The organism is Streptomyces sp. CS113 (assembly GCF_002188365.1).
In the GTDB taxonomy this organism is placed as follows: domain Bacteria; phylum Actinomycetota; class Actinomycetes; order Streptomycetales; family Streptomycetaceae; genus Streptomyces; species Streptomyces tendae.
This window is the reverse complement of sequence record NZ_KZ195574.1, coordinates 6077906-6103526: the sequence shown is the minus strand read 5'-3', so window position 1 is coordinate 6103526 and position 25621 is coordinate 6077906. Positions and strand designations below refer to the sequence as shown.

26 protein-coding genes are annotated in these 25621 nt (G+C 74.2%); 16 read left to right on the top strand and 10 right to left on the bottom strand.

Annotated features, from left to right (window positions below; translation table 11 throughout):
- Positions 1–37: 37 nt before the first annotated feature.
- Entirely contained in the window at positions 38–874 is an 837-nt protein-coding gene (locus B9W62_RS27320) for an AraC family transcriptional regulator (protein WP_087809643.1), read from the bottom strand.
- A 27-nt stretch (positions 875–901) separates the two neighbouring features.
- Positions 902–1468: a Uma2 family endonuclease gene (locus B9W62_RS27315; RefSeq protein ID WP_087809642.1), complete on the bottom strand. Its 567-nt coding sequence runs from the start codon at positions 1466–1468 to the stop codon at positions 902–904.
- Positions 1469–1656: 188 nt separating this feature from the next.
- On the opposite strand from B9W62_RS27315, the gene B9W62_RS27310 reads away from it, so the two are divergent.
- The 4 genes from B9W62_RS27310 (at position 1657) to eda (ending at position 4600) form a co-directional block, all read left to right on the top strand.
- Complete coding sequence (locus B9W62_RS27310) at positions 1657–2418, top strand: MerR family transcriptional regulator (RefSeq protein WP_087809641.1); 762 nt, start codon at positions 1657–1659, stop codon at positions 2416–2418.
- Positions 2415–3047, top strand: a complete 633-nt coding sequence (locus B9W62_RS27305; protein WP_087809640.1) for a hypothetical protein — start codon at positions 2415–2417, stop codon at positions 3045–3047. Before B9W62_RS27310 ends, B9W62_RS27305 begins: the two co-directional genes overlap by 4 nt.
- Before the next feature lie 35 nt (positions 3048–3082).
- On the top strand, positions 3083–3865 hold the full coding sequence (gene yaaA / locus B9W62_RS27300; protein ID WP_087809639.1) for a peroxide stress protein YaaA: 783 nt from the start codon (positions 3083–3085) through the stop codon (positions 3863–3865).
- A gap of 75 nt (positions 3866–3940) precedes the next feature.
- Entirely contained in the window at positions 3941–4600 is a 660-nt protein-coding gene (eda, locus tag B9W62_RS27295) for a bifunctional 4-hydroxy-2-oxoglutarate aldolase/2-dehydro-3-deoxy-phosphogluconate aldolase (protein WP_087809638.1), read from the top strand.
- Here eda and B9W62_RS27290 read toward each other — a convergent pair.
- From B9W62_RS27290 to B9W62_RS27280, 3 genes are read right to left on the bottom strand one after another with little or no spacing between them, the layout of a single operon-like run.
- Positions 4575–5972: a bifunctional RNase H/acid phosphatase gene (locus B9W62_RS27290; protein WP_179235698.1), complete on the bottom strand. Its 1398-nt coding sequence runs from the start codon at positions 5970–5972 to the stop codon at positions 4575–4577. The two genes, eda and B9W62_RS27290, sit on opposite strands and share 26 nt — an antisense overlap.
- Before the next feature lie 32 nt (positions 5973–6004).
- Complete coding sequence (locus B9W62_RS27285; protein ID WP_179236126.1) at positions 6005–6748, bottom strand: zinc ribbon domain-containing protein; 744 nt, start codon at positions 6746–6748, stop codon at positions 6005–6007.
- Positions 6745–7611 (bottom strand): Nif3-like dinuclear metal center hexameric protein, encoded by an 867-nt coding sequence (locus B9W62_RS27280; RefSeq protein WP_087809635.1) that lies wholly within the window; start codon positions 7609–7611, stop codon positions 6745–6747. The genes B9W62_RS27285 and B9W62_RS27280 overlap by 4 nt, the downstream gene beginning before the upstream one ends.
- Positions 7612–7819: 208 nt before the next feature.
- Between B9W62_RS27280 and B9W62_RS27275 the strand changes: the two genes are divergently transcribed.
- A complete protein-coding gene (locus tag B9W62_RS27275; protein ID WP_087809634.1) occupies positions 7820–9112 on the top strand; it encodes a hypothetical protein in 1293 nt (430 codons plus the stop codon).
- 97 nt (positions 9113–9209) lie between these two features.
- Entirely contained in the window at positions 9210–9377 is a 168-nt protein-coding gene (locus tag B9W62_RS27270) for a hypothetical protein (protein WP_087809633.1), read from the top strand.
- Positions 9378–9481: 104 nt separating this feature from the next.
- On the opposite strand, the gene B9W62_RS27265 is transcribed toward B9W62_RS27270, so the two are convergent.
- Positions 9482–10396: a MaoC/PaaZ C-terminal domain-containing protein gene (locus B9W62_RS27265; RefSeq protein ID WP_087809632.1), complete on the bottom strand. Its 915-nt coding sequence runs from the start codon at positions 10394–10396 to the stop codon at positions 9482–9484.
- A gap of 144 nt (positions 10397–10540) precedes the next feature.
- On the opposite strand from B9W62_RS27265, the gene B9W62_RS27260 reads away from it, so the two are divergent.
- From B9W62_RS27260 to B9W62_RS27245, 4 genes are all read left to right on the top strand, one after another.
- A complete protein-coding gene (locus B9W62_RS27260) occupies positions 10541–11467 on the top strand; it encodes an ABC transporter ATP-binding protein (RefSeq protein WP_087809631.1) in 927 nt (308 codons plus the stop codon).
- Positions 11464–12180, top strand: coding sequence for an ABC transporter permease (locus B9W62_RS27255; RefSeq protein ID WP_087809630.1), 717 nt, complete (start codon positions 11464–11466; stop codon positions 12178–12180). The genes B9W62_RS27260 and B9W62_RS27255 overlap by 4 nt, the downstream gene beginning before the upstream one ends.
- A 37-nt stretch (positions 12181–12217) precedes the next feature.
- Positions 12218–13447 (top strand): sensor histidine kinase, encoded by a 1230-nt coding sequence (locus tag B9W62_RS27250; protein ID WP_087809629.1) that lies wholly within the window; start codon positions 12218–12220, stop codon positions 13445–13447.
- Between the two features lie 175 nt (positions 13448–13622).
- Positions 13623–14255: a response regulator transcription factor gene (locus B9W62_RS27245; protein WP_087809628.1), complete on the top strand. Its 633-nt coding sequence runs from the start codon at positions 13623–13625 to the stop codon at positions 14253–14255.
- A gap of 378 nt (positions 14256–14633) precedes the next feature.
- Here B9W62_RS27245 and B9W62_RS27240 read toward each other — a convergent pair whose 3' ends face one another.
- Positions 14634–16088: an MFS transporter gene (locus B9W62_RS27240; protein WP_179235697.1), complete on the bottom strand. Its 1455-nt coding sequence runs from the start codon at positions 16086–16088 to the stop codon at positions 14634–14636.
- A 280-nt stretch (positions 16089–16368) separates the two neighbouring features.
- Between B9W62_RS27240 and B9W62_RS27235 the strand changes: the two genes are divergently transcribed.
- The 5 genes from B9W62_RS27235 (at position 16369) to B9W62_RS27215 (ending at position 21338) form a co-directional block, all read left to right on the top strand.
- Positions 16369–18126, top strand: a complete 1758-nt coding sequence (locus tag B9W62_RS27235; RefSeq protein WP_087809626.1) for an MFS transporter — start codon at positions 16369–16371, stop codon at positions 18124–18126.
- A 99-nt stretch (positions 18127–18225) separates the two neighbouring features.
- Complete coding sequence (locus B9W62_RS27230) at positions 18226–18906, top strand: class I SAM-dependent methyltransferase (protein ID WP_179235696.1); 681 nt, start codon at positions 18226–18228, stop codon at positions 18904–18906.
- A 10-nt stretch (positions 18907–18916) separates the two neighbouring features.
- Positions 18917–19900, top strand: coding sequence for an N-acetylmuramoyl-L-alanine amidase (locus B9W62_RS27225; protein WP_087809624.1), 984 nt, complete (start codon positions 18917–18919; stop codon positions 19898–19900).
- A gap of 158 nt (positions 19901–20058) precedes the next feature.
- Positions 20059–20931 carry a DUF5336 domain-containing protein gene (locus tag B9W62_RS27220; RefSeq protein ID WP_087809623.1) on the top strand — a complete coding sequence of 291 codons (873 nt, stop codon included), beginning with the start codon at positions 20059–20061 and terminating at the stop codon, positions 20929–20931.
- A gap of 113 nt (positions 20932–21044) precedes the next feature.
- A complete protein-coding gene (locus B9W62_RS27215) occupies positions 21045–21338 on the top strand; it encodes a hypothetical protein (RefSeq protein WP_087809622.1) in 294 nt (97 codons plus the stop codon).
- Positions 21339–21357: 19 nt separating this feature from the next.
- Here the strand turns inward: B9W62_RS27215 and B9W62_RS27210 are convergent, their stop codons facing one another.
- Genes B9W62_RS27210 through B9W62_RS27200 form a run of 3 tightly spaced genes read right to left on the bottom strand, consistent with a single transcriptional unit; the run spans position 21358 to position 24634 of the window.
- Positions 21358–22455, bottom strand: coding sequence for a prenyltransferase/squalene oxidase repeat-containing protein (locus B9W62_RS27210; RefSeq protein WP_087809621.1), 1098 nt, complete (start codon positions 22453–22455; stop codon positions 21358–21360).
- Positions 22452–23186 carry a class I SAM-dependent methyltransferase gene (locus B9W62_RS27205; protein WP_087809620.1) on the bottom strand — a complete coding sequence of 245 codons (735 nt, stop codon included), beginning with the start codon at positions 23184–23186 and terminating at the stop codon, positions 22452–22454. The genes B9W62_RS27210 and B9W62_RS27205 overlap by 4 nt, the downstream gene beginning before the upstream one ends.
- Positions 23180–24634 carry a glycosyltransferase family 4 protein gene (locus tag B9W62_RS27200; RefSeq protein WP_087809619.1) on the bottom strand — a complete coding sequence of 485 codons (1455 nt, stop codon included), beginning with the start codon at positions 24632–24634 and terminating at the stop codon, positions 23180–23182. Before B9W62_RS27200 ends, B9W62_RS27205 begins: the two co-directional genes overlap by 7 nt.
- A gap of 178 nt (positions 24635–24812) precedes the next feature.
- On the opposite strand from B9W62_RS27200, the gene B9W62_RS27195 reads away from it, so the two are divergent.
- A complete protein-coding gene (locus B9W62_RS27195) occupies positions 24813–25478 on the top strand; it encodes a TetR family transcriptional regulator (protein ID WP_373433745.1) in 666 nt (221 codons plus the stop codon).
- The last annotated feature ends 143 nt before the right edge of the window (positions 25479–25621 follow it).

Below are 25621 nucleotides of genomic sequence, written 5' to 3'. Positions count from 1 at the left end.
CCAGCCGCGTGCAGTCATGCGGGGAGTCTCGGCCGCCTCACCCCGCGCGGTCTTGAACGCTGTTGCGGTACGCCGCCGGGGTGACCCCGAGGACCCGGCGGAACCAGCGGGTCAGGTGCGCCTGGTCGGCGAAGCCCACGAGCGCCGCCACCTCGGCGGGGCGCAGGCCCGCGTCCAGGAGCCCCCGCGCCCTGGCCACCCGGTGCTGGGCGAGCCAGGCGTACGGCGGCATCCCCGTCGACGTACGGAAGGCCCGCAGGAGTTGGTAGCGGGACAGGCCGAGGTCGGTGGCGAGGGCCGCCAGGGACGGCGGCGCGAGGAGTTCGTCGGCGAGGCGGTCGCGTACGACGCGGGCGACGCCGTCGGCGCCGGGGACCGTGTCGTCGGCCGCGCGGGCCGTGGAGTGGCGGCGGGCGAGGGCCGCGAGCAGCCAGGGCAGGCGGGACTCCGCCTCCAGGGGGTCGGGGCAGCGGGCCAGGTCCGTGTGCGCGGCGCGCAGGGCGGCGGCGAGTTCGGGATCGTCGAGGACAGGCTCACGGAAGTGCGGGAGGATGGTGTCCGTCCGGGTGCCGTCGGTGAGGAGGTCCGGGGCGGCGTACAGGGCTCGGTAGGAGTAGCCCTCAGGGGCGGCGGGGCCGCCGGTGTGCACCTCGCCCGGTTCCAGGACGACGATGGAGCCCGGCCCCGAGTGGATGTGACCGCCCCGGTAGGCGATGACCTCCAGGCCGCCGACGGTGACGCCGACCGTGTACTCGTCGTGGGCGTGCGGGGCGTAGACGTGCCGGTCGAAACGGGCGGTGAGGAGGTCGAGGGTCGGGCCGGCCGTCCCCAGCCGTGCCCTCGTCCAGCGTGCCTGCTCGCCGCGCGCGTCCATCGCCGACCACCCCCTGCCCCAACGGGATCAGAGGAAGTCGGTGGTGTCCAGGTCGAAGGAGAAGGGGGCGGGGAGGGTGAGCGGCTTTCCGAAGGCGACGGTGCAGTGCTGTCGGTAGTCGTCGTGGCCCGGGTCGCTGAACAGTGTGATCGACGACTCCTGACGGTCGACGAGCAGGTAGAACGGGATATCGCCGCGCGCATAGGCGTGGCGTTTGGTCTCGCGGTCGGCCTTGGGCTTGCTGGAGGTCACCTCGAGCACCAGTGAGACACCGTCGCCGGGCATCCAGGGCTCGGCTCCGCGATAGAGCCTGGAAACCGCGGGCGCGAAGGTGCCGTCAGGGATCACATGGTCTGCCAAGAGACCATCGGCGTTCTTCAGTTTGAGGCCCTTGTTGCCGGAGAACTGCATGTCGGTGACGGACCGCCGGTGCACCTGACTCACAATCAGCCCGATGTAATCCTCGTGGTCCCCGTCCGGCGGCGGTGTCACGACGATCTCCCCTTCGACCAGCTCCGCCCGGAACCCCTCCGGGGTGTCCAGGGCGAGAAACCACTCCAGCAGGAGGTCCCGCGTGATCGGTTCGTGTGCCATGGCAGTCATGTCACGCCCCTCCTTCGGTCGCTCGCCAGACTGGGGCATCGTCTGATCACCTGTCCGAGAGATCGGAAACCGTTCCCTCGATCGTGGCACAGGAGCGACGTCGCTGTCCGGAAGCCCGGTCCGCCGGCCGGGCACACCACGCTTGACCCTGTCGCAACGTCAACGTTTCTACTGGGGTCATGCGGATCGGAGAACTCGCCGACGCCGTCGGCGTCACCACGCGGACCGTGCGGCACTACCACCACCAGGGCCTGCTGCCCGAACCGGAACGGCTGGCCAACGGGTACCGGACGTACACCCTGCGGCACGTCGTCGTGCTGGCCCGGATCCGGCGGCTGACCGAGCTGGGGCTCGGGCTCGCGGAGGTGCGGGACGTGCTCGCGGACGAGGCCGGGAAGGATCTGGCCGAGGTGCTGGCGGAGCTGGACGCGGATCTCGCGCGGCAGGAGGCGGCGATCCGGGAGCGCCGGACGCGGCTGCGGGCGCTGCTGGAGACGGAGGGCGGGCTGCCGGCCGAGGGACCGGTGTCGGTGGAGCTGGCCGAGTTGTTCGCGGGCATGGGGGACGTGTCCGGTTCGCCGATGGCCCTGCGGGACCGGGAGATGCTGGCGTTCATGGAGGGCGCGGTGGGACCGGAGGAGCGGGAGGGGATGCTGGCCACGCTGCGCGGGGCGTTCGAGTCCCCGGAGGCGGTGGCGCGCGCCCACCAGGCGTACGCCCTGCTGGACGAGCTGGCGGACGCCGGTGCCGACGATCCCCGGGTGGCCGGGGCGGCGCGGGCGCTCGCCGACTGCATCCCCGCGGAACTGCTGCCCGCGGAGGGCGTCGACCTCGATACCGGGCACGGCGTCCTGCGCGCCATGTACGCCGACTTCGCGCCGGGGCAGGCGGAGGCGGTGCGGCGGGCGCTCGCCCTCGTGTCGCGGGAGCGGCGGTCATGACGCGCCAGGGTCCGGGCCCGGGCCCGTCCCTCGTCGCGCTCCCGCGCCTCCTGATCCGGCACGAGCTGCGCTTGCTGGCCAGTCTGTGGCTGTGGGCGGTCCGGCGGACCCACGGGGCGGTGGCCGGCGGGTCGGTCTTCGGCTACGCGCGGGGGCAGGGCGCGATGATGTCCGGGTTCGCCTTCGTGTGTGTCGTCGAGTCCGTGATGATGTCGCTGCTGCTGCGGGACTGGCCCACCGTGCACCACGTGGTGCTGGTCCTGGACGTGTACACGGTCGTGATCGTGATCGGGCTGCACGCCGCGTCCGTGGTCCGGCCGCACGTCGTGGACCCGGCCGCCGGGACGCTGCGGATCCGGCGGGCCGTCCACGTCGACGTACGGATACCGCTGGAGCGGATCGCCACCGTCCGGCGCGAGCTGCGCGCGACGCACGAGCGGGCCGACGGCGAACTCGATCTCGCCGTGGGGTCCCAGACCTCCGTCACCGTCGAACTGGCCGAGACCGTCGCCCACGTCTCCTTCTTCGGGCGGCGCCGCGAGGTCCGCGTCGTGCGCTGTCACGCCGACGACCCCGGTGCGTTCGTACGGGCCGTCGACCTGGCGCGGGAGGGGCACGCCGTACCCTGATCGGGAGCCTGGGGCTCGCGAGTGAAGGAGTACGTGTGCTTGTCCTGCTGCCGCCGTCCGAGGGGAAGGCCGCGTCCGGCCGGGGCACCCCGTTGAAGACCGGGTCGCTGTCCCTGCCGGGCCTCACCGCGGCCCGGGAGGCCGTCCTCGGCGAGCTGGTGGAGCTGTGTGCCGGCGACGAGGAGAAGGCGCGCGAGGTGCTCGGGCTGAGCGAGGGCCTGCGCGGCGAGGTCGCCAAGAACGTGGAGCTGATGACGGCGGGTGCGCGTCCGGCCGGGGAGATCTACACCGGGGTGCTGTACGACGCGCTGGACCTGGCCTCGCTGGACGCCGCCGCCAAACGGCGGGCGGGCAGGTCGCTGCTGGTCTTCTCGGGGCTGTGGGGTGCCGTGCGGGTGACCGACCGGATTCCCTCCTACCGGTGCTCGATGGGCGTGAAGCTGCCCGGACTCGGGGCGCTGGGCGCGCACTGGCGGGCGCCGATGGCCGAGGTGCTGCCGGAGGCGGCCGGGAACGGACTGGTGCTCGACCTGCGGTCGGCGGCGTACGCGGCGGCGTGGAAACCGAAGGGCGAGGTCGCCTCGCGGACGGCGACCGTGCGGGTGCTGCACGCGCCGACGCGGAAGGTGGTCAGCCACTTCAACAAGGCGACCAAGGGTCGGATCGTACGGAGTCTGCTGGCGTCCGGGACCGCGCCCGAGGGGCCGGCGGAGCTGGTGGAGGCACTGCGGGAGCTGGGGTACGAGGTGGAGGCGGCGGCGCCCGCGAAGGCCGGGCGGCCGTGGTCGCTGGACGTGCTGGTGGACGAGGTGCACTGATCCGTCCATCCCGCATCTGTTGCGCAGAATGCAACGGCGATTGCAGAGAGTGCGTTTCGGCGGCACGATGAGGGCATGAGTTCTCCGCTGCCCTCCTCCCCCGCCGCCTCGGTGCTGGATCTCGCGCCCGTCGTGCCCGTCGTGGTCGTCGACGATCTCGCCGACGCCGTGCCGCTCGCCAGGGCGCTCGTCGCCGGCGGGCTGCCCGCGATCGAGGTGACCCTGCGGACGCCGGTCGCCCTCGACGCGATCCGGGCCATCGCCGGTGAGGTGCCGGGTGCGGTGGTGGGCGCGGGCACGGTCGTCACGGCGGCGCAGGTGCGGGAGGTCGTGTCCGCCGGGGCGCGGTTCCTGGTCAGCCCGGGGTGGACGGACACGCTGCTGGAAGCGATGCGGGCGTCCGGGGTGCCGTTCCTGCCGGGGGTGTCGACCACGTCGGAGGTGGTGGCGCTGCTGGAGCGCGGGGTGCGGGAGATGAAGTTCTTCCCGGCCGAGGCCGCGGGCGGCACGGCCTATCTCAAGGCGCTCGCCGCGCCGCTGCCGCAGGCGCGCTTCTGCCCGACCGGCGGCATCTCCCCGGCCTCCGCGCCGGAGTACCTGGCACTGCCCAACGTCGGCTGTGTCGGGGGAAGTTGGATGCTGCCCAAGGACGCGGTGGCCGGCCGGGACTGGGGCCGCGTGGAGGCGCTGGCCCGCGAGGCGGCGGCGCTCAGCGCAGGTGGGACGTCTCGTTGAACAGGCGGACGCTCGCCCCGCCGTCCGCGTAGTACGCCACCGCCGACAGCGACGCCGCCGACAGTTCCATCCGGAACAGCGACTCGGGCGGGGCGCCCAGGGCGAGGCGCAGGAACGTCTTGATCGGCGTGACGTGGGAGACCAGCAGCACCGTGCGGCCCGCGTAGGCCGCGACGAGCTTGTCGCGGGTGGCGGCGATCCGGGTGGCGGTGGCCGCGAAGCTCTCGCCGCCGCCGGTCGGTTCCGCGTCCGGCGAGGCCAGCCAGGCGTCCAGGTCGGCGGGGTGGCGGTCGCGCACCTCGCCGAAGGTGAGCCCCTCCCAGGCGCCGAAGTCGGTCTCGCGCAGCCCCTCCTCGACCGTCACCTCCAGACCCAGGCGGGCGGCGACGATGCCGGCGGTCTCGCGGGTGCGGGCCAGGGGCGAGGCGACGATCGCCTCGATCGTGCCGCGCCGGGCGAGGCTCTCGGCGACCTTCTCGGCCTGCTCGCGGCCTACGGGCGACAGGGACGGATCGCTGCCGCCGCTCCCGGAGAAGCGCTTCTGCGGGGTGAGGGGCGTCTCCCCGTGCCGCAGGAGGACGAAGGTGGCGGGGGCGCCCATGTCGGCGGGCCCCCAGCCGGGCGAGGCCACGGCCTTCGCGGCCCGCACGTCGGCCTCGCCCGAGGTCTCGGCGGTGACACGGGTGCCGGGAGCGCCGGCGGCGGCACGCGTCCCCGCACCGGGCGACGCGGTTTCGGCGCCGGACCGGCCCGCCCGCGCGAGACGCTCGCTCGCCACCGCTCCGCCTCCTTCCGCGGCGGCCTCCCCACCGTCACCGCCGTCGGCACCGGCGGGTGCGACGCCCGACGCGGTCCCGTTCCGGCGGGAGCCGGCCGTACGAGCGGCGGGTGCGGCACGGTCGGCGGCCGCGTCCAGTTCCGCCGTCGACGCGGACGGCGACCACTGTTCGCCGCGCGCGCCCGCGTCCATCGCCTCGTTGGCCAGGCGGTCGGCGTGCTTGTTGTCGGCGCGGGGGATCCACTCGTACGTCACGCGGCCGGGCGGGAAGACGCGGGCCGCCTCGGCCGCCAGCGGCTTCATGTCGGGGTGCTTGATCTTCCAGCGGCCCGACATCTGCTCGACGACGAGCTTGGAGTCCATGCGGACGTGAACGGTGGCGTCCGGGTCCAGCTGCCGGGCCGCGCGCAGGCCGGCCAGCAGGCCCCGGTACTCGGCGACGTTGTTCGTGACGACCCCGAGGTACTCGGCGGCCTCCACCAGGGTCTCCCCCGTCGCCGCGTCCAGCACGGCCGCGCCGTAGCCCGCGGGCCCCGGGTTGCCCCGCGACCCGCCGTCGGCCTCGACGACGAACTCCCGCGCCGGACCGGTCACCGCGCCTCCCACCGTTCAGTCACCGACCGCCCCTACAGCCCGGAGTCGGCGGTGCGCACCAGGATGCGGCGGCAGTTCTCGCAGCGTACGACCGTGTCGGGCGCCGAGGAACGGATCTCGCTCAGCTCCGTGATGGCCAGCTCCTGGCGGCATCCCTGGCAGCTGCGCTGGTACAGCTTGGCCGCGCCGACGCCGCCCTGCTGCTCGCGCAGCTTGTCGTAGAGCTTCAGCAGGTCGTCGGGGACGGAACCCGCGACGACCTCGCGCTCCTTGGTCACCGAGGCCACCTCGCCGTCCAGCTCCTCGACGGCCGCGTCCCGGCGCGCGGTGGCGTCGTCGATCTTGCCCTGGACCGCGCCGACCCGCTCGGTCAGCTCGGCGACCCGCTCCTGCGCGGACTCGCGGCGCTCCATCACCTCCAGGACGACGTCCTCGAGGTCGCCCTGGCGCTTGGCGAGGGAGGCGATCTCGCGCTGGAGGTTCTCCAGGTCCTTCGGGGAGGTGACGGCGCCGGAGTCCAGGCGCTGCTGGTCGCGGCCGGCGCGCTGGCGCACCTGGTCCACGTCCTGCTCGGCCTTGGTCTGCTCGCGGGCGCAGTCGCTCTCCTCGGTCTGCGCGGCCACGAGCAGGTCGCGCAGCTGGGTGTGGTCCTTGGTCAGCGACTCGATCTCGGCGTGCTCGGGCAGGGACCGGCGCTTGTGCGCGAGCTGCTGGAGCCGCGTGTCGAAGCCCTGGACGTCGAGGAGTCGGATCTGGTCGGCGGGCGCGGCTTTCAGTTGGGGGCTCCCAGTGAGTCGGAGGTCGGAGTGGACGCCGCGTGGGCGGTCCAGGGGTCGGTGACCGTCTTGGAGACGTGGACCCTGAGGTCCCAGCCGTTGCGGTCGGAGATCTCGTCGAGCTGGGCCGCGCCCAGCTCGCACCAGGGCCACTCGGTGGCCCAGTGCGCCGCGTCGAGCAGCGCGAGGGGACTGTGGGCGCGGTCCGCGATGAACTCGGCGGCCGGGTGGTGGCGCAGGTCCGCGGTGAGGAAGGCGTCGACGCCGGCCGCCCGCACGTGGTCGAAGAGGCTGTCGCCGGAGCCGCCGCTGACGGCGACGGTGCGCACGGTCGCCTCCGGGTCGCCGGCGACGCGGATGCCCTGCGCCGTGGCGGGCAGCCGCTCGGCGGCGCGGGCGGCGAACTCGCGGACGGTCAGCGGGTGCGGCAGCTCGCACACCCGGCCCAGGCCGCGGCGCCCCGCGGGGTCGCCCGGGTCCGGCACCAGGGGCCGTACGACGTTCAGGTCGAGGGCGCCGGCCAGCGCGTCGGAGACGCCCGGGTCGGCGGTGTCGGCGTTGGTGTGGGCGACGTGCAGGGCGATGTCGTTCTTGATGAGCGTGTGCACGACGCGGCCCTTGAAGGTGGACGCCGCGACCGTCGTCGTCCCGCGCAGATACAGCGGGTGATGGGTGACGAGCAGGTCGGCGCCCAGCTTCACCGCCTCGTCGACGATCTCCTGGACGGGGTCCACCGCGAACAGGACCCGCGTGACCTCCTGGTCGGGCTCGCCCACGACGGTGCCGACCGCGTCCCAGGACTCGGCCCGCTCGGCGGGCCACAGGTTGTCCAGCGCGGCGATGACTTCTGACAGACGGGGCACGCGTGCAAGGCTACCTGGAGGTTCTGCGCCGTTGTACCCGCGGACGTACCCGCCGTCCGCCGCCGCGACCGGGCGGTCCGGCACAGCACACGCCGTGCCCTCCCCTCAGGCGAATCGTTCCTGTGACACACGTATGTGTGATGGGGACGGCTGCCGGCCCCCGCCCGTGCGTACGAAAACTAGCTTCGTCGCCGGAGGTGACCGAACGATGACGGCCTGTGCGATCGAGCCTTCGGCGGACCCCGGGAACGGCGGGGGCCCGCGGGCGGGCTGCACCATCACCGCGGAGGGTGCCTACGGCGCGCGTCTCGCCCGGAGCGGGGAGGGCGGCGACTCCTGGTACCCGGAGCGCTGGACCCTGGACGGCCCCGAGCCGTACGCGGTGCCGCTGCCGGGCAACCAGCCCGAGGAGCCCGGGACCGAGGTGCAGCCGATGGGCGACGGACGGGTCCTGGTCCACCGGGTCGCGGCCGGCCGGCACGTCTTCGCGCTGCTGTACCCGACCGGGCCCGGCACCGGCGAGCTGCCGCTCGGCGCGGTCGAGTGCCCGGCGGACGCCACCGGACTGCGGCTGCTGCCGCCGGTCCCGGGCGGCGAGCGGGCTTACGCCCTCGCGGCCGGTCCGCGCTCGACGGTGCTGTGGCAGGTCGCGGGCGGCGCCTTCGGGCCCGAGCGGGTGGCGGAGGTCCCCGGCCGCTGCTCGGGCGGGGTCTGGCTGGACCGCACCGGCCGGATGCTGGCGGTGGACCGGGAGACCGGCGGGCGCACCAAGGCGGTCGTGGTGGACCTGGAGCGGGGCGGCGAGGTGTCGCCGTTGCTGCAAATCGCCCCGGACAGCGACGACCGGCTCCTGCTGGCCGACCCGGACAGCGGGCTGGTGCTGATCCGCTCGGACGCGCCCTCCCCCGGGCGGGAGCGGCTCGGCTGGGGCGTGCTGGGCAGCACCCTGCCGGTGCGCTTCCCGGAGTGCCTGCGGCTGCCGGACTGCGTGGTGACGCCGTTCGCCGTCCAGCCGGGGCAGGTGCTGACTCCGGAGCGCTGTGCGGTGGCCCTGCGGGTGGACGGCGCGTTCGGCAGCTGGGTCGGCGTGTGGCGGCCCGCCGACCGGCAGGTGCGGCATCTCCCCGCGCCCGAGGGCTGGTTGACGGGCGCCGGGCTGTGGACCCCGGACGGGGAGCTGCGACTGCCCTGCTCCACCCCGCGGTCGCCGTGCGGCGTGGCCCGGCTGGCCGCACCCGACGTCCCCGGCACGGGCGGCGAGCGGTCCGGGGAGCCGGGCAGGCCGGATGGGCGGGGCGGGCCGGGCGGACGGGGTGGACCGGGTGGACCGGCAGATTCCGATGGACCGGAGGATTCAGCTCCGGAGGATTCGACCTCGGGTGCGCCCGGCGAACCCGGCGAACCCGGCGCCACGGACACGTCGGCGGCCGCTCCCGCCCCCGCTCAACCCCGCCCCGTACCGCTGCAACAGGCCCCGCTGGCACGGCTTGTAACGAAGTAGTGCCGGTTGGCGCGGCCGCCTGGATTCCGCCCGAGGTGTGCCGGTTAGACTCGCCCGGCTGTAGGAAAGATCATGTTGACGGGGTGAATTCCTTCCGATGAACGACGCCAGCACGACCCAGCCGATCCAGGCCGCCGGTGCCGACGTTTCCGAGTCCGACACCGGCCACGGCAAGCACCGCGGACCGGTCTCCAGCCAGGAAGGCGTGGCGACTCCCAAGGGCCGCCACCGCAAGCCGGCCGAGGAGACCGGGACGGCCGCCTGACGGTACGGACAAGCACCGCACAGGCACCGGCACCGGCACCGGCACGCGAAAAGCAAGCGGCTCCGGCCCCGTTCGTCGTATCCGGCGGACGGGGCCGCTGTCGTTCATTCGTACCGGACGACGGTGTCGGCGAGGACGGGCGCGTCGTCGCGCTCGACGGCACTCACCGCCACCCGGACCTCCCCGGCCTCCCCAACCTCCCCGGCCCCGCGGCTCTCCGCCCAGTGCCGCTCCGCCCCGGCCGGCCGCCACATCCGCACCCGCAGTGTCTCGCCCGGGTACACCACCCCGGCGAATCGCGTGCGGTAGGCGCGCACCCGGGTCACGTCGCCGTCCAGGAGCGTGTCCACGACCGTCTTGAGCGTGGTGCCGTAGGTGCACAGGCCGTGCAGGACGGGCCGTTCGAAGCCGGCGCGTGCGGCGAACTCCGGGTCGGCGTGCAGGGGGTTCCCGTCGCCGGACAGCCGGTAGAGCAGCGCCTGGTCCTCCCGTACGGCCCGTTCCACGACCCGGTCCGGCCGCTCGGCGGGCGGTGGCGAGGGGCGCCCGGACGGGCCCCGGTCACCGCCCCAGCCGCCCTCCCCGCGTACGTAGACCTCGGCCTCGTCGGTCCACAGCGGCCCGTCCGCGTCGGTGACCTCGGTGCGCAGCACGAGGACGGCCGCCGTGCCCTTGTCGTACGCGGCGACGACGCGTGCGGCGGCGGTGGCCCGGCCCCGCACCGGAACGGGCCGGTGCAGGCGCAGCCGCTGACCGCCGTGCAGGACGTGGGCGAGGTCGACGTCGACGCCGGGCACGGACAGCGTGCGGATCACGCCCGGGGCGCCGCCCCCGGCCACCGTCGCGAAGCTCGGCAGGACGTGCAGCCGGGACTCCAGGGTGTAGCGCAGCTCGCGCGGATCGGTGGCGGGCCGGCCCGCGCCGATGCCGAGGTGGTAGAGCTGGACGTCCTTGTGGTCCCAGGCGATCTCCCGGACCCGGGGTGCGGCGCCGAGTGCCCCGGCTGCGTCGATGGGCATGGCCCTGCTGCTCCTCCCGGTCACGACGACGGTCATGGACAGCCCCGACCGTACGGGACGCGGGCCGCCCGTGACATTTGTCCTCCCGATCTCCGGACAACCGCATCTGCCGCCCCGGCCCGCCGGCTCCGTAGCGTCACCGGTATGACACCGACACAGGGCGCCACCCCCGCCGTGGCCTTCGCCGGAGTGGCCAAGGCGTACGGCGACGTCCGCGCCGTCGACGGCGTGGACCTGCGCATCGAGCGCGGCGAGACGGTCGCGCTGCTCGGCCGCAACGGCGCGGGCAAGTCGACGACGATCGCGCTGCTGCTCGGCCTGTGCCCGCCCGACGCGGGCACCGTGGAACTGTTCGGCGGGCCTGCGGAGCATGCCGTGCGCGCGGGCCGGGTGGGCGCCATGCTCCAGGAGGTGCGGGCGGTGCCCCGGGTCACCGTGGGCGAGCTGGTCGCCTTCGTGGCCGGCCGTTATCCGGCGCCGATGCCGGTCGGGCAGGCCCTGGAGCTGGCCGGGATCGCGCAGTTGGCCGGGCGGCGCGTGGACCGGCTGTCCGGCGGGCAGACCCAGCGCGTGCGGTTCGCGCTCGCCCTGGCCGGCCGCCCCGACCTGCTGGTCCTGGACGAGCCGACGGCCGCCCTGGACGTGGAGGCCCGGCACGCCTTCTGGCAGTCGATGCGGGCGTACGCCCGGCGCGGCAGCACGGTCCTGTTCTCCACCCACTACCTGGAGGAGGCCGAGGCGCACGCCGACCGGATCCTGGTCGTCGACCGGGGGTGGATCGTCGCCGACGGCACCGGTGACGAGCTGCGCCGGGCGGCGGGCGGCAGCCGTGTCTCCTTCGACCTGGCCGGGCGGGCCACCGAGGACCTGACGCTGCTGCCCGGGGTGCGCTCGCTGGAGGTGCGCGGGGACCGCGCGGTGCTGCGCACCGAGGACTCCGACGCGACCGTGATCGCCCTCGCGCGGCTCGGCGCGATACGCGGCCTCGAGGTCGCCCCCGCGTCCCTGGACGACGCGTTCCTGGCCCTGACGGCGGCGGCACCGGTGCCGGAGAAGGAGAGTGTGCGATGAGGGACTACCTGATCCTGGAGACGCGCCGCACCCTGCGCGACCCCGGCTTCGTCGTCGGCGGTGTCGCCGTGCCGGTGCTGATGTACCTGCTGTTCACCAACCTCGGGGGCGACGCGGGCGACTGGAAGACGGGCGCGATGGTCGGCATGGCCGCGTACGGCGCGGTCGGCTCCGCCCTCAACACCGGCGGCGGGGTCGCCGAGGACCGTGCCATCGGCTGGCTGCGGCAGTTGCGGGTGACTCCGATGCGCCCGCACCAGGTGGTCGTGGGCCGTGCTCTGACCGCCTCGGTCACCGTGCTGCCCGCGATCACCGCCGTGCTCGCCGCGGGCGGCCTGGTCAACGGCGTACGGCTGGACGCCTGGCAGTGGGCGGCGCTGGCGCTGCTGCTGTGGCTGGGGTCGGTGCCCTTCACGCTGCTCGGGCTGGGCAACGGCTACCGGCTGACCGGGCAGACCACGGGCGTGGCGAACATGGTGGCCAACCTGGGGCTCGCGGTGCTCGGCGGGCTGTGGTTCCCGCTGGCGCTGTTCCCTCAGTGGCTGCGCGCGGTGTCGGCGTACACCCCGACCAACCGCTTCGCGCAGCTGGGCACCTCGCTCGCCACGGGGCACGCGCCGCCCGCGGGTGCCATTCTCGTCCTGACGGGCTGGCTGCTGGCCTTCGGCGCGTACGCCGTCCTGTCCTACCGCCGCGGCGCGGCGACCGACTGAGCGCCGCGGGCGCCGAAGGGGAAGGGAGCCGACACCCATGACCGGGACCCGAGGGCGGCTGCGCAGGATGTCGTGCCGCCTGGACGCGTGGCAGCTGGCACGGCAGTCGGATCCGGCCGACGCGGCCGGGGCGGGCGAGCGGTCGGAGCGGATGGGGCCGCCGCCCACCGGTTTCACGCTGCTGCCGTGGCTGCTGATGGGTCTGGGCAGCCTCGCGAACATCTTCCAGGGGAACGACTCCAACCCCTGGATCGGCGGCGCGGGTCTGTTCGTCTTCAACTCGCTCTACATCTACGTCGCCTTCCGCTCCTTCGACAAGGAGTTGCGCGAGTCGCCGTCCACCCGGCTGGCGCTGGCCGCCATGGCACTGGTGACCTGCGGTCTGGCGCTGGCGTACGGGGGCAGCTGGCTGCTGTTCTTCCCGCTGCTCGGCCTGGCCGCCGGGGCGGCGCTGCGCGGCCGGTGGCTGGGCCGGTGGGGCTGGTCGCTGGCGGTGGTGGCGGGCGTGGTGGCGGGCGTCAAGGACGGCTGGAACGGTCTGAACATCGCCTACGGCACCTTCCTTTCGACGATGGTGACGGCCGCGATCCTGAGCCTGTCCGACGCCGTACGGCAGTTGCGCGCCGCCCGGGAGGAACTGGCCACGCGGGCGGTGGCGGAGGAACGGCTGCGGTTCTCGCGGGATCTGCACGACCTGCTGGGGCACACCCTGTCGGTGATCGTGGTCAAGTCGGAAGCCGCCCGGCGGCTGGCGACCCGCGACCTGGACGCGGCGCTGACCCAGATCACGGACATCGAGTCGGTCGGCCGCCAGGCGCTGACCGAGGTCCGCGAGGCGGTCACCGGCTACCGGGAGGGCAGCCTCGGCACCGAACTGGACCGGGCGCGCTCCGCGCTGAGCGCGGCGGACGTGGACCCGGTGGTGCGGCGCTCAGGACCGCCGCTGCCGCCGCAGGCGGAGGCGCTGCTGGGGTGGGTGGTGCGGGAGGCGGTGACCAACGTCGTACGGCACAGCGGGGCGAGCCGGTGCGAGATCGCGGTCGCGGGCAGCGCGGACCGGGTCCGGCTGACGGTCACGGACAACGGTACGGGCGACGCCCTCTCCGCCCAGGGGCCGGGCACCGGTCTGACCGGGCTCAGGGAGCGCCTCGCCACGGCGGGCGGTTCGCTGACGGCGGGGGCACAGCCGCGCGGCGGGTTCTCGGTGACGGCGGAGCTGCCGGTGCCGGCGGAGGGGAAGCCGGTGGGCGCGGGCGTACCGAGGTAGCGGCCGCGGCGCGGTACGACGGCCCCGGCCCGCTCGGCCCCGGTTCCCTCTGCCCCGGCCTGCTGTGCCCGGCCCGCTCGGCCCCGGCCTCCTCCGCCCCGGCCTGCTTTGCCCGGCCCGCTCGGCCCCGCTCCGGTGGGCCGGGCTCCGGTGCCCCGCCCTCTACCCTTGCCCCGTGACCGACGAGACGCCCCGCGCCGACCCCGTCCGCGTCCTCCTCGCCGAGGACCAGGGCATGATGCGGGGCGCGCTGGCGCTGCTGCTCGGGCTGGAGGCGGACATCGAGGTGGTCGCGCAGGTGGCGGCCGGTGACGAGATCGTTCCCGCCGCGCTCGCGCACCGTCCCGACGTCGCCCTCCTCGACATCGAACTGCCCGGCCTGAGCGGCCTGGACGCCGCCGCCGAGCTGCGCGAGCGGACGCCGGACTGCCGGGTGCTGATCCTGACCACGTTCGGCCGTCCCGGGTACCTGCGGCGGGCCATGGAGGCGGGCGCCGCCGGTTTCCTGGTCAAGGACGGCCCGGTGGAGGAGCTGGCCGGTGCGATCCGCCGGGTGCTGGCCGGGGAGACGGTCGTCGACCCCGCGCTCGCCGCCGCCGCGCTCAGCGCGGGTCCGAGTCCCCTCACGGCGCGGGAGTGCGACGTCCTGCGGGCCTCGGCGGACGGCGCGACGGTCGCCGACATCGCCGGTGCGCTGCACCTGTCCGAGTCCACGGTCCGCAACTACCTGTCCGCGGCGATCGGCAAGACCGGCACCCGCAACCGAACGGAGGCGCTCCGCGCGGCGCGGGGGCAGGGGTGGCTCTGACTGGGCCCCGGGTGCGGCTGGTCGGCCCCCGGGGCGGGGGGCGGGTCGTCGGCCGCGGCCGGGGCGGTGTGTCGGCCGCGGGCCGGTGGGGGTTGCTCGCGCAGTTCCCCGCGCCCCTGAGGGGCATCCACACACTCGGCGACACGAGGCGCCCCGAACCGCCCCGGGCCGGGCGGGCGGTTCATCGGGCGCGGGCCCGAGGTGGTTGCTCGCGCAGTTCCTCCTCGCGCCCCTTTGGGGCGCTCCGGCGAACCCGGGAGAACGGGGATGACGCAAGCTGCTCGCGCCCCCGCGGCGGAGCCGCGCGCAGACACCGCCCCGCGCCCCTTTGGGGCGCTCCGGCGGATCCGGGGGAACGGGGCACCCTGCGGTCGGTGGTCAGTCCGTGCTGGTGGCCTTCTGTTCGGGCTTGGGGCCCTTTGCCGGGAGCCAGAGCCACATCAGCAGGGCCGCGGCGACCAGGACCGCCGCCGCCGTGCGGAAGACCAGGGCGTAGCCGTCCGTCAGGGCCGCCGGGCCCGCGTCCTCGCCCCCGGACCGGCTCGCTGCGATGGTCGACATCGCCGCGAGTCCCAGCGAACCGCCCATCGTCCGGGAGGTGTTGATCAGCCCGGAGACCAGTCCGGCGTCCCCGGGCGCCGCACCGGAGATGGCCAGCGAGGCCAGCGGGGTCGCCGCGATGCCCGCGCCCAGCATCATCAGTACGCCGGGGATCATGATCGCGGTCAGATAGCCGCCGTCGGCGGTCATCGTCGACTGCCAGCCGAAGCCGACCGCCGCGACGAGCGTGCCGAGCACGGCCACGTTGCGGGCCCCGAGCACCGGCAGGAACCGTGGGGCCGCCTTCGAGCCGAGGACCACCGCCAGGGAGCTGGGCACGAGGGCCACGCCCGCCTCCAGCGGGGAGTAGCCCAGCACGTTCTGCGCGTACAGGGTCATGAAGAACCACATCGAGAACATCGACGAGCCGGAGACCAGCATCGCCACGTTCGCCGACGCGACCGACCGCAGCCGCAGCAGCCCGAGCGGCATCAGCGGCGCTGCCGTCCGCGCCTCGACGAGGAGGAAGAGCACCAGCAGCGCGAGCCCTGCGAGCAGCGGCACCAGCGTCGCCGTCGCCGCCCACCCCTCGGACTCGGTCTGCGAGATGCCGTAGGCCAGCGTGGCGAGCCCGGTGGTCACCAGCAGGGCGCCCGGCAGATCGAGGCGGCGGCGCAGGCCGCCCCGGCTCTCGGTCAGCCAGAGCACGGCACCGGCCAGCACGACCGCGCCCACCGGCACGTTGATCAGCAGCACCCAGCGCCAGGACAGCCCGTCCACCAGGGCACCGCCGACCAGTCCGCCCGCCGCGCCGCCGCCCGCGCCCACCGCGGTCCAGGTCGCGATCGCGCGGGCCCGCGCCGCGCCCTCCGGCACCGCCGCGGTCAGCAGCGTCAGGGTCGAGGGGGCCAGTACCGCCGCGCCGAGGCCCTGCACGGCCCGGGCGACCAGCAGCTGCCAGCCCTCCTGCGCGAGGCCCCCGCCCAGCGAGGCCAGCGTGAACAGACCGAGCCCGACCAGGAACATCCGCTTGCGCCCGTACAGGTCGCCGGCGCGCCCGCCGAGCAGCATGAACCCGGCGAAGGCGATGGCGTAGGCGTTGACCACCCACTGGAGCCCCTGCGCGCTCAGCGCGAGGTCGGCCCGCATCGACGGCAGGGCGACGTTGACGACGGACACGTCGAGGACGACCAGGAACTGACCGGCGCAGGCGATCGCCACGACCAGCCAGGTCGGCGGGGTGCGGCGCGGCGATATTCGGGAGGCGGTGGACGTACCGCTGGCTTCCAGCATGAGCGTCATGGTCTCAACCCGCATGCGCCCCTTGCATCGGTATTTCGACCCGCGACCGGCCTAGGTCCCGCGACCTACTCGACACCCGACTCCCCCGGCCCACTCGCCACCTGCGTCCCGCGACCGGGTCGCCGTCTGGCCGTCACCCCAAGAGACGGTCAAGAATTCGTTAGCGACTCGAAGCAACGGAATAGTTGCCCCGGCGCACGAGGTTCAGTGTGCACGCATACTTCCCGATCACGCACCGCATCCGCCCACCTTGGCCTGGAGGCCCCACCCCATGTCCCACACGACGACCGACGAGCCCGCGCGGCGAGCGAGCGGGGCCACCGTCCCGGTGCTCGCGTTCGCGGGCATCGTCGTCGCGGTGATGCAGACCCTGCTGGTCCCGGTCATCAAGGACCTGCCCCGACTTCTGGACACCTCACCCAGCAACGCCAGCTGGGTCCTGACCTCCACGCTCCTGTCCGGAGCCGTGGCCACGCCGATCATGGGCCGGCTCGGCGACCTGTTCGGCAAGCGCCGCATGCTGATCGCCAGCCTGTCGGTGATGGTCGTCGGCGCGCTGCTCAGCGCGCTCACCGACGCCCTGATCCCGATGATCGTCGGCCGTACGCTCCAGGGCGTCGCGATGGGCGCGATACCCCTCGGCATCGGCCTGATGCGCGACATGCTGCCCCGGGAGCGGCTCGGCTCGGCGATGGCCCTGATGAGTTCCTCGATCGGCGTCGGCGGCGGCCTCGCGCTGCCCGCCGCGGCCCTGGTCGCCCAGAACACCGACTGGCACGCCCTGTACTACGGCGCCGCCGGCCTCGGGGTCGTCTCCATCGCCCTGACGCTGCTGGTCGTACCCGAGTCCCCGCTGCGCGCGAAGGGCTCGTTCGACCTGCCGGGCGCGTTCGGTCTGACCGCCGGTCTGATCCTCTTCCTGCTGCCGATCAGCAAGGGCAGCGACTGGGGCTGGTCCTCGCCCACCACGCTCGGCCTGTTCGCCGCCGCCGTGGTGGTCCTGCTCCTGTGGGGCCTGATGGAGCTGCGCGTCGCCGCCCCGCTGGTCGACCTGCGCACCACGGCCCGCCGCGAGGTGCTGCTCACCAACCTCGCCTCGATCATGGTCGGCGTCTCCTTCTTCGTCATCTCCCTCGTCCTGCCGCAGCTCCTCCAGCTGCCCTCCGAGACCGGCTACGGCCTCGGCCAGTCGATGGTCGTCGCGGGCCTGTGCGTGGCCCCGCTGGGCCTGACGATGATGTTCACCGCGCCGGTCTACGCCCGTCTGTCCGCCCGCTACGGCCCCCGCACCACCCTCATCATCGGCCTGGTGATCATCGGGATCGGTTACGCCGGCGGCCTCGGCCTGATGAGCGCCGCCTGGCAGACCGTGGTCACCTCGGTGCTGATCGGCGCGGGCATCGGCCTCGCCTACTCCTCCCTGCCCGCGCTGATCATCGGCGCGGTCCCGGCCTCGGAGACGGGCGCCGCCAACGGCCTCAACACCCTGATGCGGTCCATCGGCACGTCGGTGTCGAGCGCCGTCATCGGCATGGTGCTCGCCAACACGGCGAACGACGTGGGCGGTGTCGCCGTCCCCACCCTGCACGGCTTCCGGATCTCCTTCATGATCGCGGCCGGCGCCGTCGCCGTCGGCCTGGTGCTGGCCTTCTTCCTCCCGCGTCGCAGCCAGTCGGCGGTCTCGCAACTGCGGGCGAGCAGCGAGGAGGACGCGAACCTGGCCCGCGCCGAGCAGGCGCTCGCCGGGCCCGGGCAGCCGCCGCACGGCTTCCGGGGCCGGGTGCTGGCCGCCGACGGCGTCCCCGTCGCCCGCGCCAAGGTCACCCTGATCGACCGGCACGGACGGCAGGCGGGCGCGACGCTCTCCGGCGCCGACGGCAGCTACGCCCTCGCGGTGCCCGCCCGGGGCCCGTACGTCCTGGCCGCCCTCGCCGCGGGCCACGCGCCGCTCGCGCACGCGGCCACCCACGGCGGCGACCGCCCGGTCGACCTGGACCTGTCCCTGCCGGGCGAGACCGTCCCGGCCTGACCCTGCGCCGCCCCGGCCCCTACCCCCTGTCGCACCGCGCGGCGGGGGTACGGCAGCATGGGGCGCCGGCACACCCCGTACGACCAGCGAAAGGCCCCCATGACCGCGGCGCCCGGCTCCCTCCCCGCCCCCTCCCCCGACGTCCTGGCCGCCTTCGAGGCCGCGAAGGGGTTCATGCCGGAGCACGAGGGCCTCGCGCTGTACGCCGCCGCCGTGGAGGCGGGCGGACTCGGGCTGCCGCTGCTGGAGGTCGGCACGTACTGCGGGCGTTCCACCGTCCTGCTCGCCGACGCGGCCCGCCGGGCGGGGGTCACCGCGCTCACCGTCGACCACCACCGGGGCAGCGAGGAGCAGCAGCCGGGCTGGGAGTACCACGACCCGGAGACGGTCGACCCCGAGCTGGGCGTGATGGACACCCTGCCCGCCTTCCGCCGCACCCTGCACCGGGCCGGCCTGGAGGAGCACGTGGTCGCCCTCGTCGGACGCTCCCCCCAGGTCGCTGCGGTCTGGAACTCCCCCCTCGGCCTCGTCTTCGTCGACGGCGGCCACACCGACGAGCACGCGAACGCCGACTACGAGGGCTGGGCCCCGCACGTGGCCGACGGCGGCCTGCTGGTCATCCACGACGTCTTCCCGGACCCGGCCGACGAGTTCACCGGCCAGGCCCCGTACCGCGTCTACCTCAGGGCTCTCGCGTCCGGCGCCTTCACCGAGGTCTCCGCGACCGACTCGCTGCGCGTCCTGCGGCGAACCGGCACGGGGATCCGGGGGCGCGGTTAGAGTCGCTGACGTGTCGTACACAGGCCCGGACTTCGAACCTCCCCAGCCCCGCCGCTCCCCGCTGCGCCGCCCGCTGACCGTGGCGGTCGCCGCGCTGGTGCCCGGGGCGCTGCTCGGGTGGGGCGTGTACGCGGCGGTCGGCGGCCCGGACGACGGGGACGGGGGCGGCGCCGGCCGCGCGGGCGCCGTACCGACGTCGGCGGCGCCGTCCTCGAGCGGTCCCGCGTCCGGGGACGGCGACGGTGACGCCAAGAAGCCCGCGGGTTCCTCGCCCGCCCCCGCCTCCGGGGCACCGTCCGCCTCCCGGCCCTCCGCCTCCGGCCCCCTCGAGGGCAAGGTCGTCGTCATCGACCCGGGACACAACCCCGCCAACTTCCGGCACGCCACCGAGATCAACCGCAAGGTGGACGTCGGCACGCACTGGAAGGAGTGCGACACGACCGGCACGGCCACCAACGCGGGCTGGCCGGAGGCGAAGTTCACCCTCGACGTGGCCCACCGGCTGCGCGACCTGCTGGAGAAGCAGGGCGCGACCGTGAAACTGACGCAGGACGGCGACCGTGCGTTCGGCCCCTGCGTGGACGAGCGGGCCCGGATCGGCAACGAGGCGAAGGCGGACGCGGCGATCTCGATCCACGCCGACGGGTCGGGGGCCGGCAACCGCGGCTTCCACGTGATCATGCCGGGCGCGGTGCACGACGGCGCCGCCGACACCCGCGCGATCGTGGCGCCCTCCGCCGAACTGGGCAAGCGCGTGGCGGGCAGCTTCGTGCGCGTCACGGGTACCGCGCCCGCCAACTACCTCGGCGACGGCACCGGTCTGGTCACGCGCACGGACCTGGGCGGTCTCAATCTGTCAACGGTTCCCAAGGTGTTCGTCGAGTGCGGCAACATGCGCGACGGCACGGACGCGGCCCTGCTGACCAGCGGCAGTTGGCGGCAGAAGGCGGCGGAGGGGATGTCTGAGGGGATTGTGAGTTTCCTGCGCGGGTGACGCCCGGCGTCCCGATCCCTGCGGACAGCCCCGAGGTCCGGACGATAGTGTCGTCCGTACGATGAGGGGCCACCCCCGCGCTTCACACCGGAACCTTTCGGCGCCGTCGTGACAGCGACGCCTCTACCGACGACGAGACGACCTACGAAGGACCTGAAGTGAATATCCGCTCGCTCACTCGAGGCGACGGCGTGGTGATCGGAGCAGCGGTGTTGCTGTTGATCGCGTCGTTCCTCGACATCTACTCGATCGACGGTGCGCCGGACAGCGCCGAGATCCCCAGCCTGTGGGGCAGTGGCTCGGTCGTGCTCGGTGTCGTCCTGGCGGGCGTCATCGGCGCCGCGCTCGTCGTCGTGAACCGCGCCATGCCGCAGCCCAGGAAGGTGGCCGGTCTCGACCTCGGCCAGTTCGGCATCGCGTTCACGGTCTTCGCCGCGTGGTGCGCGCTCGGCAACATCTTCGACCCGGCGGGCGCCTTCGACAACGACGGGGGTCTGGACAACGTCGGGGCCGGCATCGGCCTGATCCTCGCTCTCGTCGCCACGCTGGTCATGGCCGCCGCGGCCGTGGCCACGCCGCTGCTCCCCGCCCTCAAGGGCACCCTGATCCCGGCCTCCCGCCCGGCCGCGCCGCAGCCCTACGGCGGCCAGCCCCAGGGTGGTTACGGCTACCCGGGCGCCCAGCAGCAGCCGTACGGCGGTCAGCCGGGCCAGCCCGGTCACCCGGGTCAGCCGGGTCAGCCCGGTCCGTCCTTCGGCGGTCAGCCGCAGCCGGGGCAGCCCCAGCCCGGTCAGCCGCAGGCGCCGCAGCAGGCCCAGGCGCAGCCGGCCGGGGACTTCGCCCCGTTCTGGTTCGCCGTGCCGGTGCCGCGGCCGCTGTTCGCGGAGGACGGCTCCCCGACGCCGATCGCCGAGCTGGCGCCGGGTACCTGGTACCTGGCCGTCGAGCAGCGCGGCGCCAACCTGGTCGCGCAGACCCAGGACGGCCGCCGCGGCGTCCTCCAGGACACCTCGGGCATCCAGCGCGGCTGATCCGCCCCGCTCACCCGTTCACCTCAACGGCCCCTCGCCCACCGGTACTTCCGGGCGAGGGGCCGTAGGGTTTCGGCAGGTTTCAAACACACTTCCGGGGCCAGACGGAAGGCATGTCCCCTCGAACGCGCAGTGGGTCCAACTCCGCCGGAACGGCCGTCGCGGTGATCGCGGACATCATGGCCTTCATCCTCGGACTGTGGATCCTGATGTACCTGTTGGACGCCAACCGGGCCAACGACCTGGTGCGGTTCGTCCATGACGCGGCCGACTGGCTGGCCGGCTGGTCGCACGACCTGTTCACGTTCGACGAGGCGTGGGCCCGGGTCGTCGCCGGCTACGGACTGGCCGCGGTCGTCTACCTGTTCGTCGGCCACGCGATCGCCAACCGCCTGCACCGGCACTGACCGGCGCCGGCCGCGGGGCTCACACGCAGCAGTCCGGGTCCAGTCCCCTGGGCAGCCGGTCGCCCGCGAAGACCTGGCAGGTGGCCTCGTGGCCGCCGAGCGCGGCGACGGCGAGCAGCAGCGAACCGGCCGTCCAGGTGGTCAGTTCGCGGGGCCAGATCGCGTCGTCCTCGAAGACGTACCCCGTCCAGTACAGGCCGCTGTCCGGATCCCGCAGGTGCTGGATGGACTGGAGGATCTCCAGGGCGTGGTCGGACTCGCCGACCGCCCAGAGGGCGAGCGCGAGTTCGGCCGACTCGCCGCCGGTCACCCACGGGTTGGGGACGACGCAGCGCACGCCGAGGTCCGGGACCACGAAGCGGTCCCAGCTCTCCTTGAGGCGGGACCTGGCCTCCGTGCCGGTCAGCGCGCCCCCGAGGACCGGGTAGTACCAGTCCATCGAGTAGCGGCCCTTGTCCAGGAACCGCTCCGGGTGGCGGCGGATGGCGTGCCGCAGCGCGCCCGCCGCCAACTCCCAATCCGGCTGCGGCTCTTCGCGCTGCTCGGCGACGGCGAGCGCGCAGCGCAGCGCGTGGTGGACGGAGGAACTGCCGGTCAGCAGCGCGTCCGTGGTGCCGGTGCCGTCGTCGCCCCGGCGCCAGCCGATCTGCCCGCCGGGCTGCTGGAGGCGCAGCACGAACTCGACGGCCGCGTGGACGACGGGCCACATCCGGTCCAGGAAGGTGTCGTCGCCGGTGGCGAGGTAGTGGTGCCAGACGCCGACGGCGACGTAGGCGACGAAGTTGGTCTCCCGGCCGCGGTCGGTGACGTCGGCGAAGTCCCCGTCGGCGTAGGCGGCGTACCAGGAGCCGTCCGGGTTCTGGTGCCGGGCCAGCCACGCGTAGGCCCGCTCGGCGGCCTCGTGCTCGTCGGCCGCGTCCAGGGCCATGGCCGCCTCGACGTGGTCCCACGGGTCGAGGTGGTGCCCGCGGAACCAGGGGATCGCGCCGTCCTCGCGCTGGACGGCGAGGATGCCGCGGACGGTCGCGGCGGCCTCGTCGGCGGTGAGCACACCGGGCAGGACGAGGTGTTCGGGCTGCGGGGTGCGGGGTGTGCCGGGGGTGCGGGGCGAGGTCACGCGGCGTCCACCGGCGGCAGGTGCGGCTTGGTCGCGTAGGCCACGAAGCTCTTGCCGATCAGCGGGTTCAGCGCCTGCTCGGCGACCCGGGTCGCCAGCGGCTTCTTCATGATGTCCCACACCAGCAGCTTGTGGTACGCCCGCACCGGCAGCGCCTTGTCGTTGTCGACGCCGAACGCGCACTTCAGCCACCAGTACGGCGAGTGCAGCGCGTGCGCGTGGTGGGTGCCGTACGGCTTGAGCCCGGCCTCGCGGATGCGGGCGAGCAGCTGGTCGGCCCGGTAGATGCGGATGTGGCCGCCCTCGACCTCGTGGTAGGCGTCGGAGAGGGTCCAGCAGACCTTCTCGGGGCCGTAGCGCGGCACGGTGATCGCGATGCGGCCGCCGGGCTTGAGGACGCGGACCATCTCGGCGAGGACGCCCTTGTCGTCGGGGATGTGCTCCATCACCTCGGAGATGATGACGACGTCGAAGGACTCGTCCGGGAAGGGCAGGGCGAGCGCGTCGCCCTCCATGGCGGTGGCGGTGGCTCCGGCCGGGGCCTCGCCGGCCTCCTCCATCGCCGCGAACCACGTGGCGACCTCTCGGATCTCCTCGGCGTTCCGGTCCAGCGCGACGACCCGCGCCCCGCGCCGGTAGCACTCGAACGCGTGCCGTCCGGCGCCGCAGCCGAGGTCCAGGACGCGGTCGCCCGGGGCGAGCGGGAACCGGGAGAAGTCGACGGTCAGCACGTGGCCCTGCTTTCGGGGTAGACGCCGGTGTCACCGGTGGTCGGGGTCGCGGTGGAGTCCTGGGTCGCGGGCACGGCCTTCTGCGTGGTCGCGGCGGCGGGTGCGGTGGCGGCGGGCGCGGTGGCGGTGGCGGCCCGGGGACGGTCGGCGATGGCCTCGCGGTAGCGGGCGACGGTGCCCTCGGCGGCGCGCGCCCAGGTGAAGTGCCGCAGCACGCGTTCGCGTCCGGCGGCGCCGAGGCGGGCCCGCAGTGCACGGTCGCCGAGCAGCCGGTTCAGCCCGGCGGCCAGCGCGTCGGCGTCGCCCGGCGGCACCGCGAGGCAGGTCTCCCCGTCGGGTCCGGCGACCTCGGGGACCGCCCCTCCGGTGGTGGCGAGCAGCGCCGTGCCGGCCGCCATGGCCTCGGCGGCGGGCAGCGAGAAGCCCTCGTACAGCGACGGCACGCAGGCGACCTCCGCCGACCGCACCAGGTCGACCAGTTCGGCGTCGGAGATGCCCTTGACGAACTCGACGGCGCCTTCGAGGCCGTACCGCTCGATCGCCTGGGCGACGGGCCCCTCGGCGGGCCGCTTGCCGACGACGACGAGGTGGGCCCTGGGGTGCTCGGTGCGCGCCTTCGCGAGCGCCTCGACGAGGAAGACCAGGCCCTTGAGCGGCACGTCGGCGCTGGACGTCGTCACGATCCGGCCCGGCACCCGGGGCACCGACGGGTCGGGCGAGAACAGGTCGGTGTCGGCGCCGATGTGGACGACGTGGATGCGGTCGTCCCGTACGCCGAGGTGGTCGACGATCTCCTGGCGGGAGGTGCCGGAGACGGTGAGCACGGAGGGCAGCCGGCGCGCGACGCGCTTCTGCATCCGGGTGAAGGCGTACCAACGCCGTACGGAGTAGCGGCGCCTGCGGCTGTCGGCGGCGTCCAGCTCCAGCTGCCGGTCGACGGTGATGGGGTGGTGGATGGTGGTGACGAGCGGGGCTCCCACATCGCCCAACAGCCCGTATCCGAGCGTCTGGTTGTCGTGCACGACGTCGAAGTCGCCGCGGCGGGCGCGCAGATGACGGCGGGCGCGCAGCGAGAAGGTGAGCGGCTCCGGGAAGCCGCCGGTCCACATGGTGCCGACCTCGAGCGCGTCGACCCAGTCGCGGTACTCGTCGCGCTTCGGGGTGCGGAAGGGGTCGGGCTGGCGGTAGAGGTCGAGGCTGGGCAGCTCGGTGAGGGACAACCGGTCCTCCCGGCCGTCGAGGACGTCGAGCACGGGGTAGGGCTGGGCGCCGATGACCTCGACGCGGTGGCCGAGGCGGGCCAGTTCGCGGGAGAGGTGGCGGACGTAGACGCCCTGGCCGCCGCAGAACGGGTTCCCCTTGTAGGTGAGGAGCGCGATGCGCAGGGGCGGCAAGCCGTCGGCGGCTGGCTCCGGACGGGGACCCGTCTGACTGGCCTCGGCGGTCACTCTGGGCCCCCTTCTCACTGCGCTGTCCCGCGACACTACGTCGGGAGGTTAATCTAGAACAAGTTTCAGACTTGATCGTCAGCGGCTTCGAATCTACCGGCAGGTAGCCGGGCTGTGACGAGTGGATCAGGTGATTCACGCCACGGGGGAGAAGGTGATCGAGGTGGACCGTCCGGCGGTGGAGTCCTCCGGTCCGGCGCACCGCTCCTCCGCACCGCCCCTGACCGAGCGGCAGCGGGAGCGCCGCCGCCGCATCCTGCGCGCGACGGCACAACTGGCCTGCCGGGGCGGCTTCGAGGCGGTGCAGATGCGGGAGGTCGCGGAGTCCTCGCAGGTCGCCCTCGGCACGCTGTACCGGTACTTCCCGTCCAAGGTGCACCTGCTGGTCGCGACCATGCACGACCAGCTGGAGCGGCTGCACGGCACCCTGCGCAAGAGCCCGCCCACCGGAGAGACGGCCGGGGACCGGGTGGCGCAGACCCTGATGCGGGCCTTCGGCGCCTTGCAGCGCGAGCCCCGGCTGGCCGAGGCGATGGCCCGCGCCCTGACCTTCGCCGACCGGAGCGTCTCCCCGGAGGTCGACCAGGTGTCGCGGCAGACGACGGCCATCGTCCTGGACGCGATGGGCGGCCTGGAGAACCCGACGCCCGAGCAGCTGTCGGCGGTCCGGGTCGTCGAGCACACCTGGCTCTCGACCCTGATCACCTGGCTCGCGGGGCGCGCCTCCCTCGCCCAGGTGCGGGTGGACATCGAGACGGTGTGCCGGCTGATCGATCTGACGGAGCCCGGACCGGGCGCGGAAGCCGGCGAGGAAGCCGGCGAGGAAGCCGGTGCGCACCGCTGAGGGCCGCCGGGCGCCGCTGCGGGGCATCGCGCATCGCTGAGGGGCGCGCCGCCGCGCAGCAGTGAGGGGCACCACGCACCGCTGAAGACCGCGACGCGCCTCGAAGAGCGCCACACACCCCAGGGGCCACCGGTCACCCCGGT

Coding starts and splice junctions, on each gene's coding strand:
- B9W62_RS27235 (WP_087809626.1), top strand. CDS start 16,369: ATGTCCCACACGACGACCGACGAGCCCGCGCGGCGAGCGAGCGGGGCC.
- B9W62_RS27260 (WP_087809631.1), top strand. CDS start 10,541: ATGACACCGACACAGGGCGCCACCCCCGCCGTGGCCTTCGCCGGAGTG.
- B9W62_RS27315 (WP_087809642.1), bottom strand. CDS start 1,468: ATGGCACACGAACCGATCACGCGGGACCTCCTGCTGGAGTGGTTTCTC.
- B9W62_RS27305 (WP_087809640.1), top strand. CDS start 2,415: ATGACGCGCCAGGGTCCGGGCCCGGGCCCGTCCCTCGTCGCGCTCCCG.
- eda (WP_087809638.1), top strand. CDS start 3,941: ATGAGTTCTCCGCTGCCCTCCTCCCCCGCCGCCTCGGTGCTGGATCTC.
- B9W62_RS27255 (WP_087809630.1), top strand. CDS start 11,464: ATGAGGGACTACCTGATCCTGGAGACGCGCCGCACCCTGCGCGACCCC.
- B9W62_RS27215 (WP_087809622.1), top strand. CDS start 21,045: ATGTCCCCTCGAACGCGCAGTGGGTCCAACTCCGCCGGAACGGCCGTC.
- B9W62_RS27265 (WP_087809632.1), bottom strand. CDS start 10,396: ATGCCCATCGACGCAGCCGGGGCACTCGGCGCCGCACCCCGGGTCCGG.
- B9W62_RS27270 (WP_087809633.1), top strand. CDS start 9,210: ATGAACGACGCCAGCACGACCCAGCCGATCCAGGCCGCCGGTGCCGAC.
- B9W62_RS27240 (WP_179235697.1), bottom strand. CDS start 16,088: ATGCTGGAAGCCAGCGGTACGTCCACCGCCTCCCGAATATCGCCGCGC.
- B9W62_RS27250 (WP_087809629.1), top strand. CDS start 12,218: ATGACCGGGACCCGAGGGCGGCTGCGCAGGATGTCGTGCCGCCTGGAC.
- B9W62_RS27230 (WP_179235696.1), top strand. CDS start 18,226: ATGACCGCGGCGCCCGGCTCCCTCCCCGCCCCCTCCCCCGACGTCCTG.
- B9W62_RS27275 (WP_087809634.1), top strand. CDS start 7,820: ATGACGGCCTGTGCGATCGAGCCTTCGGCGGACCCCGGGAACGGCGGG.
- B9W62_RS27320 (WP_087809643.1), bottom strand. CDS start 874: ATGGACGCGCGCGGCGAGCAGGCACGCTGGACGAGGGCACGGCTGGGG.
- B9W62_RS27310 (WP_087809641.1), top strand. CDS start 1,657: ATGCGGATCGGAGAACTCGCCGACGCCGTCGGCGTCACCACGCGGACC.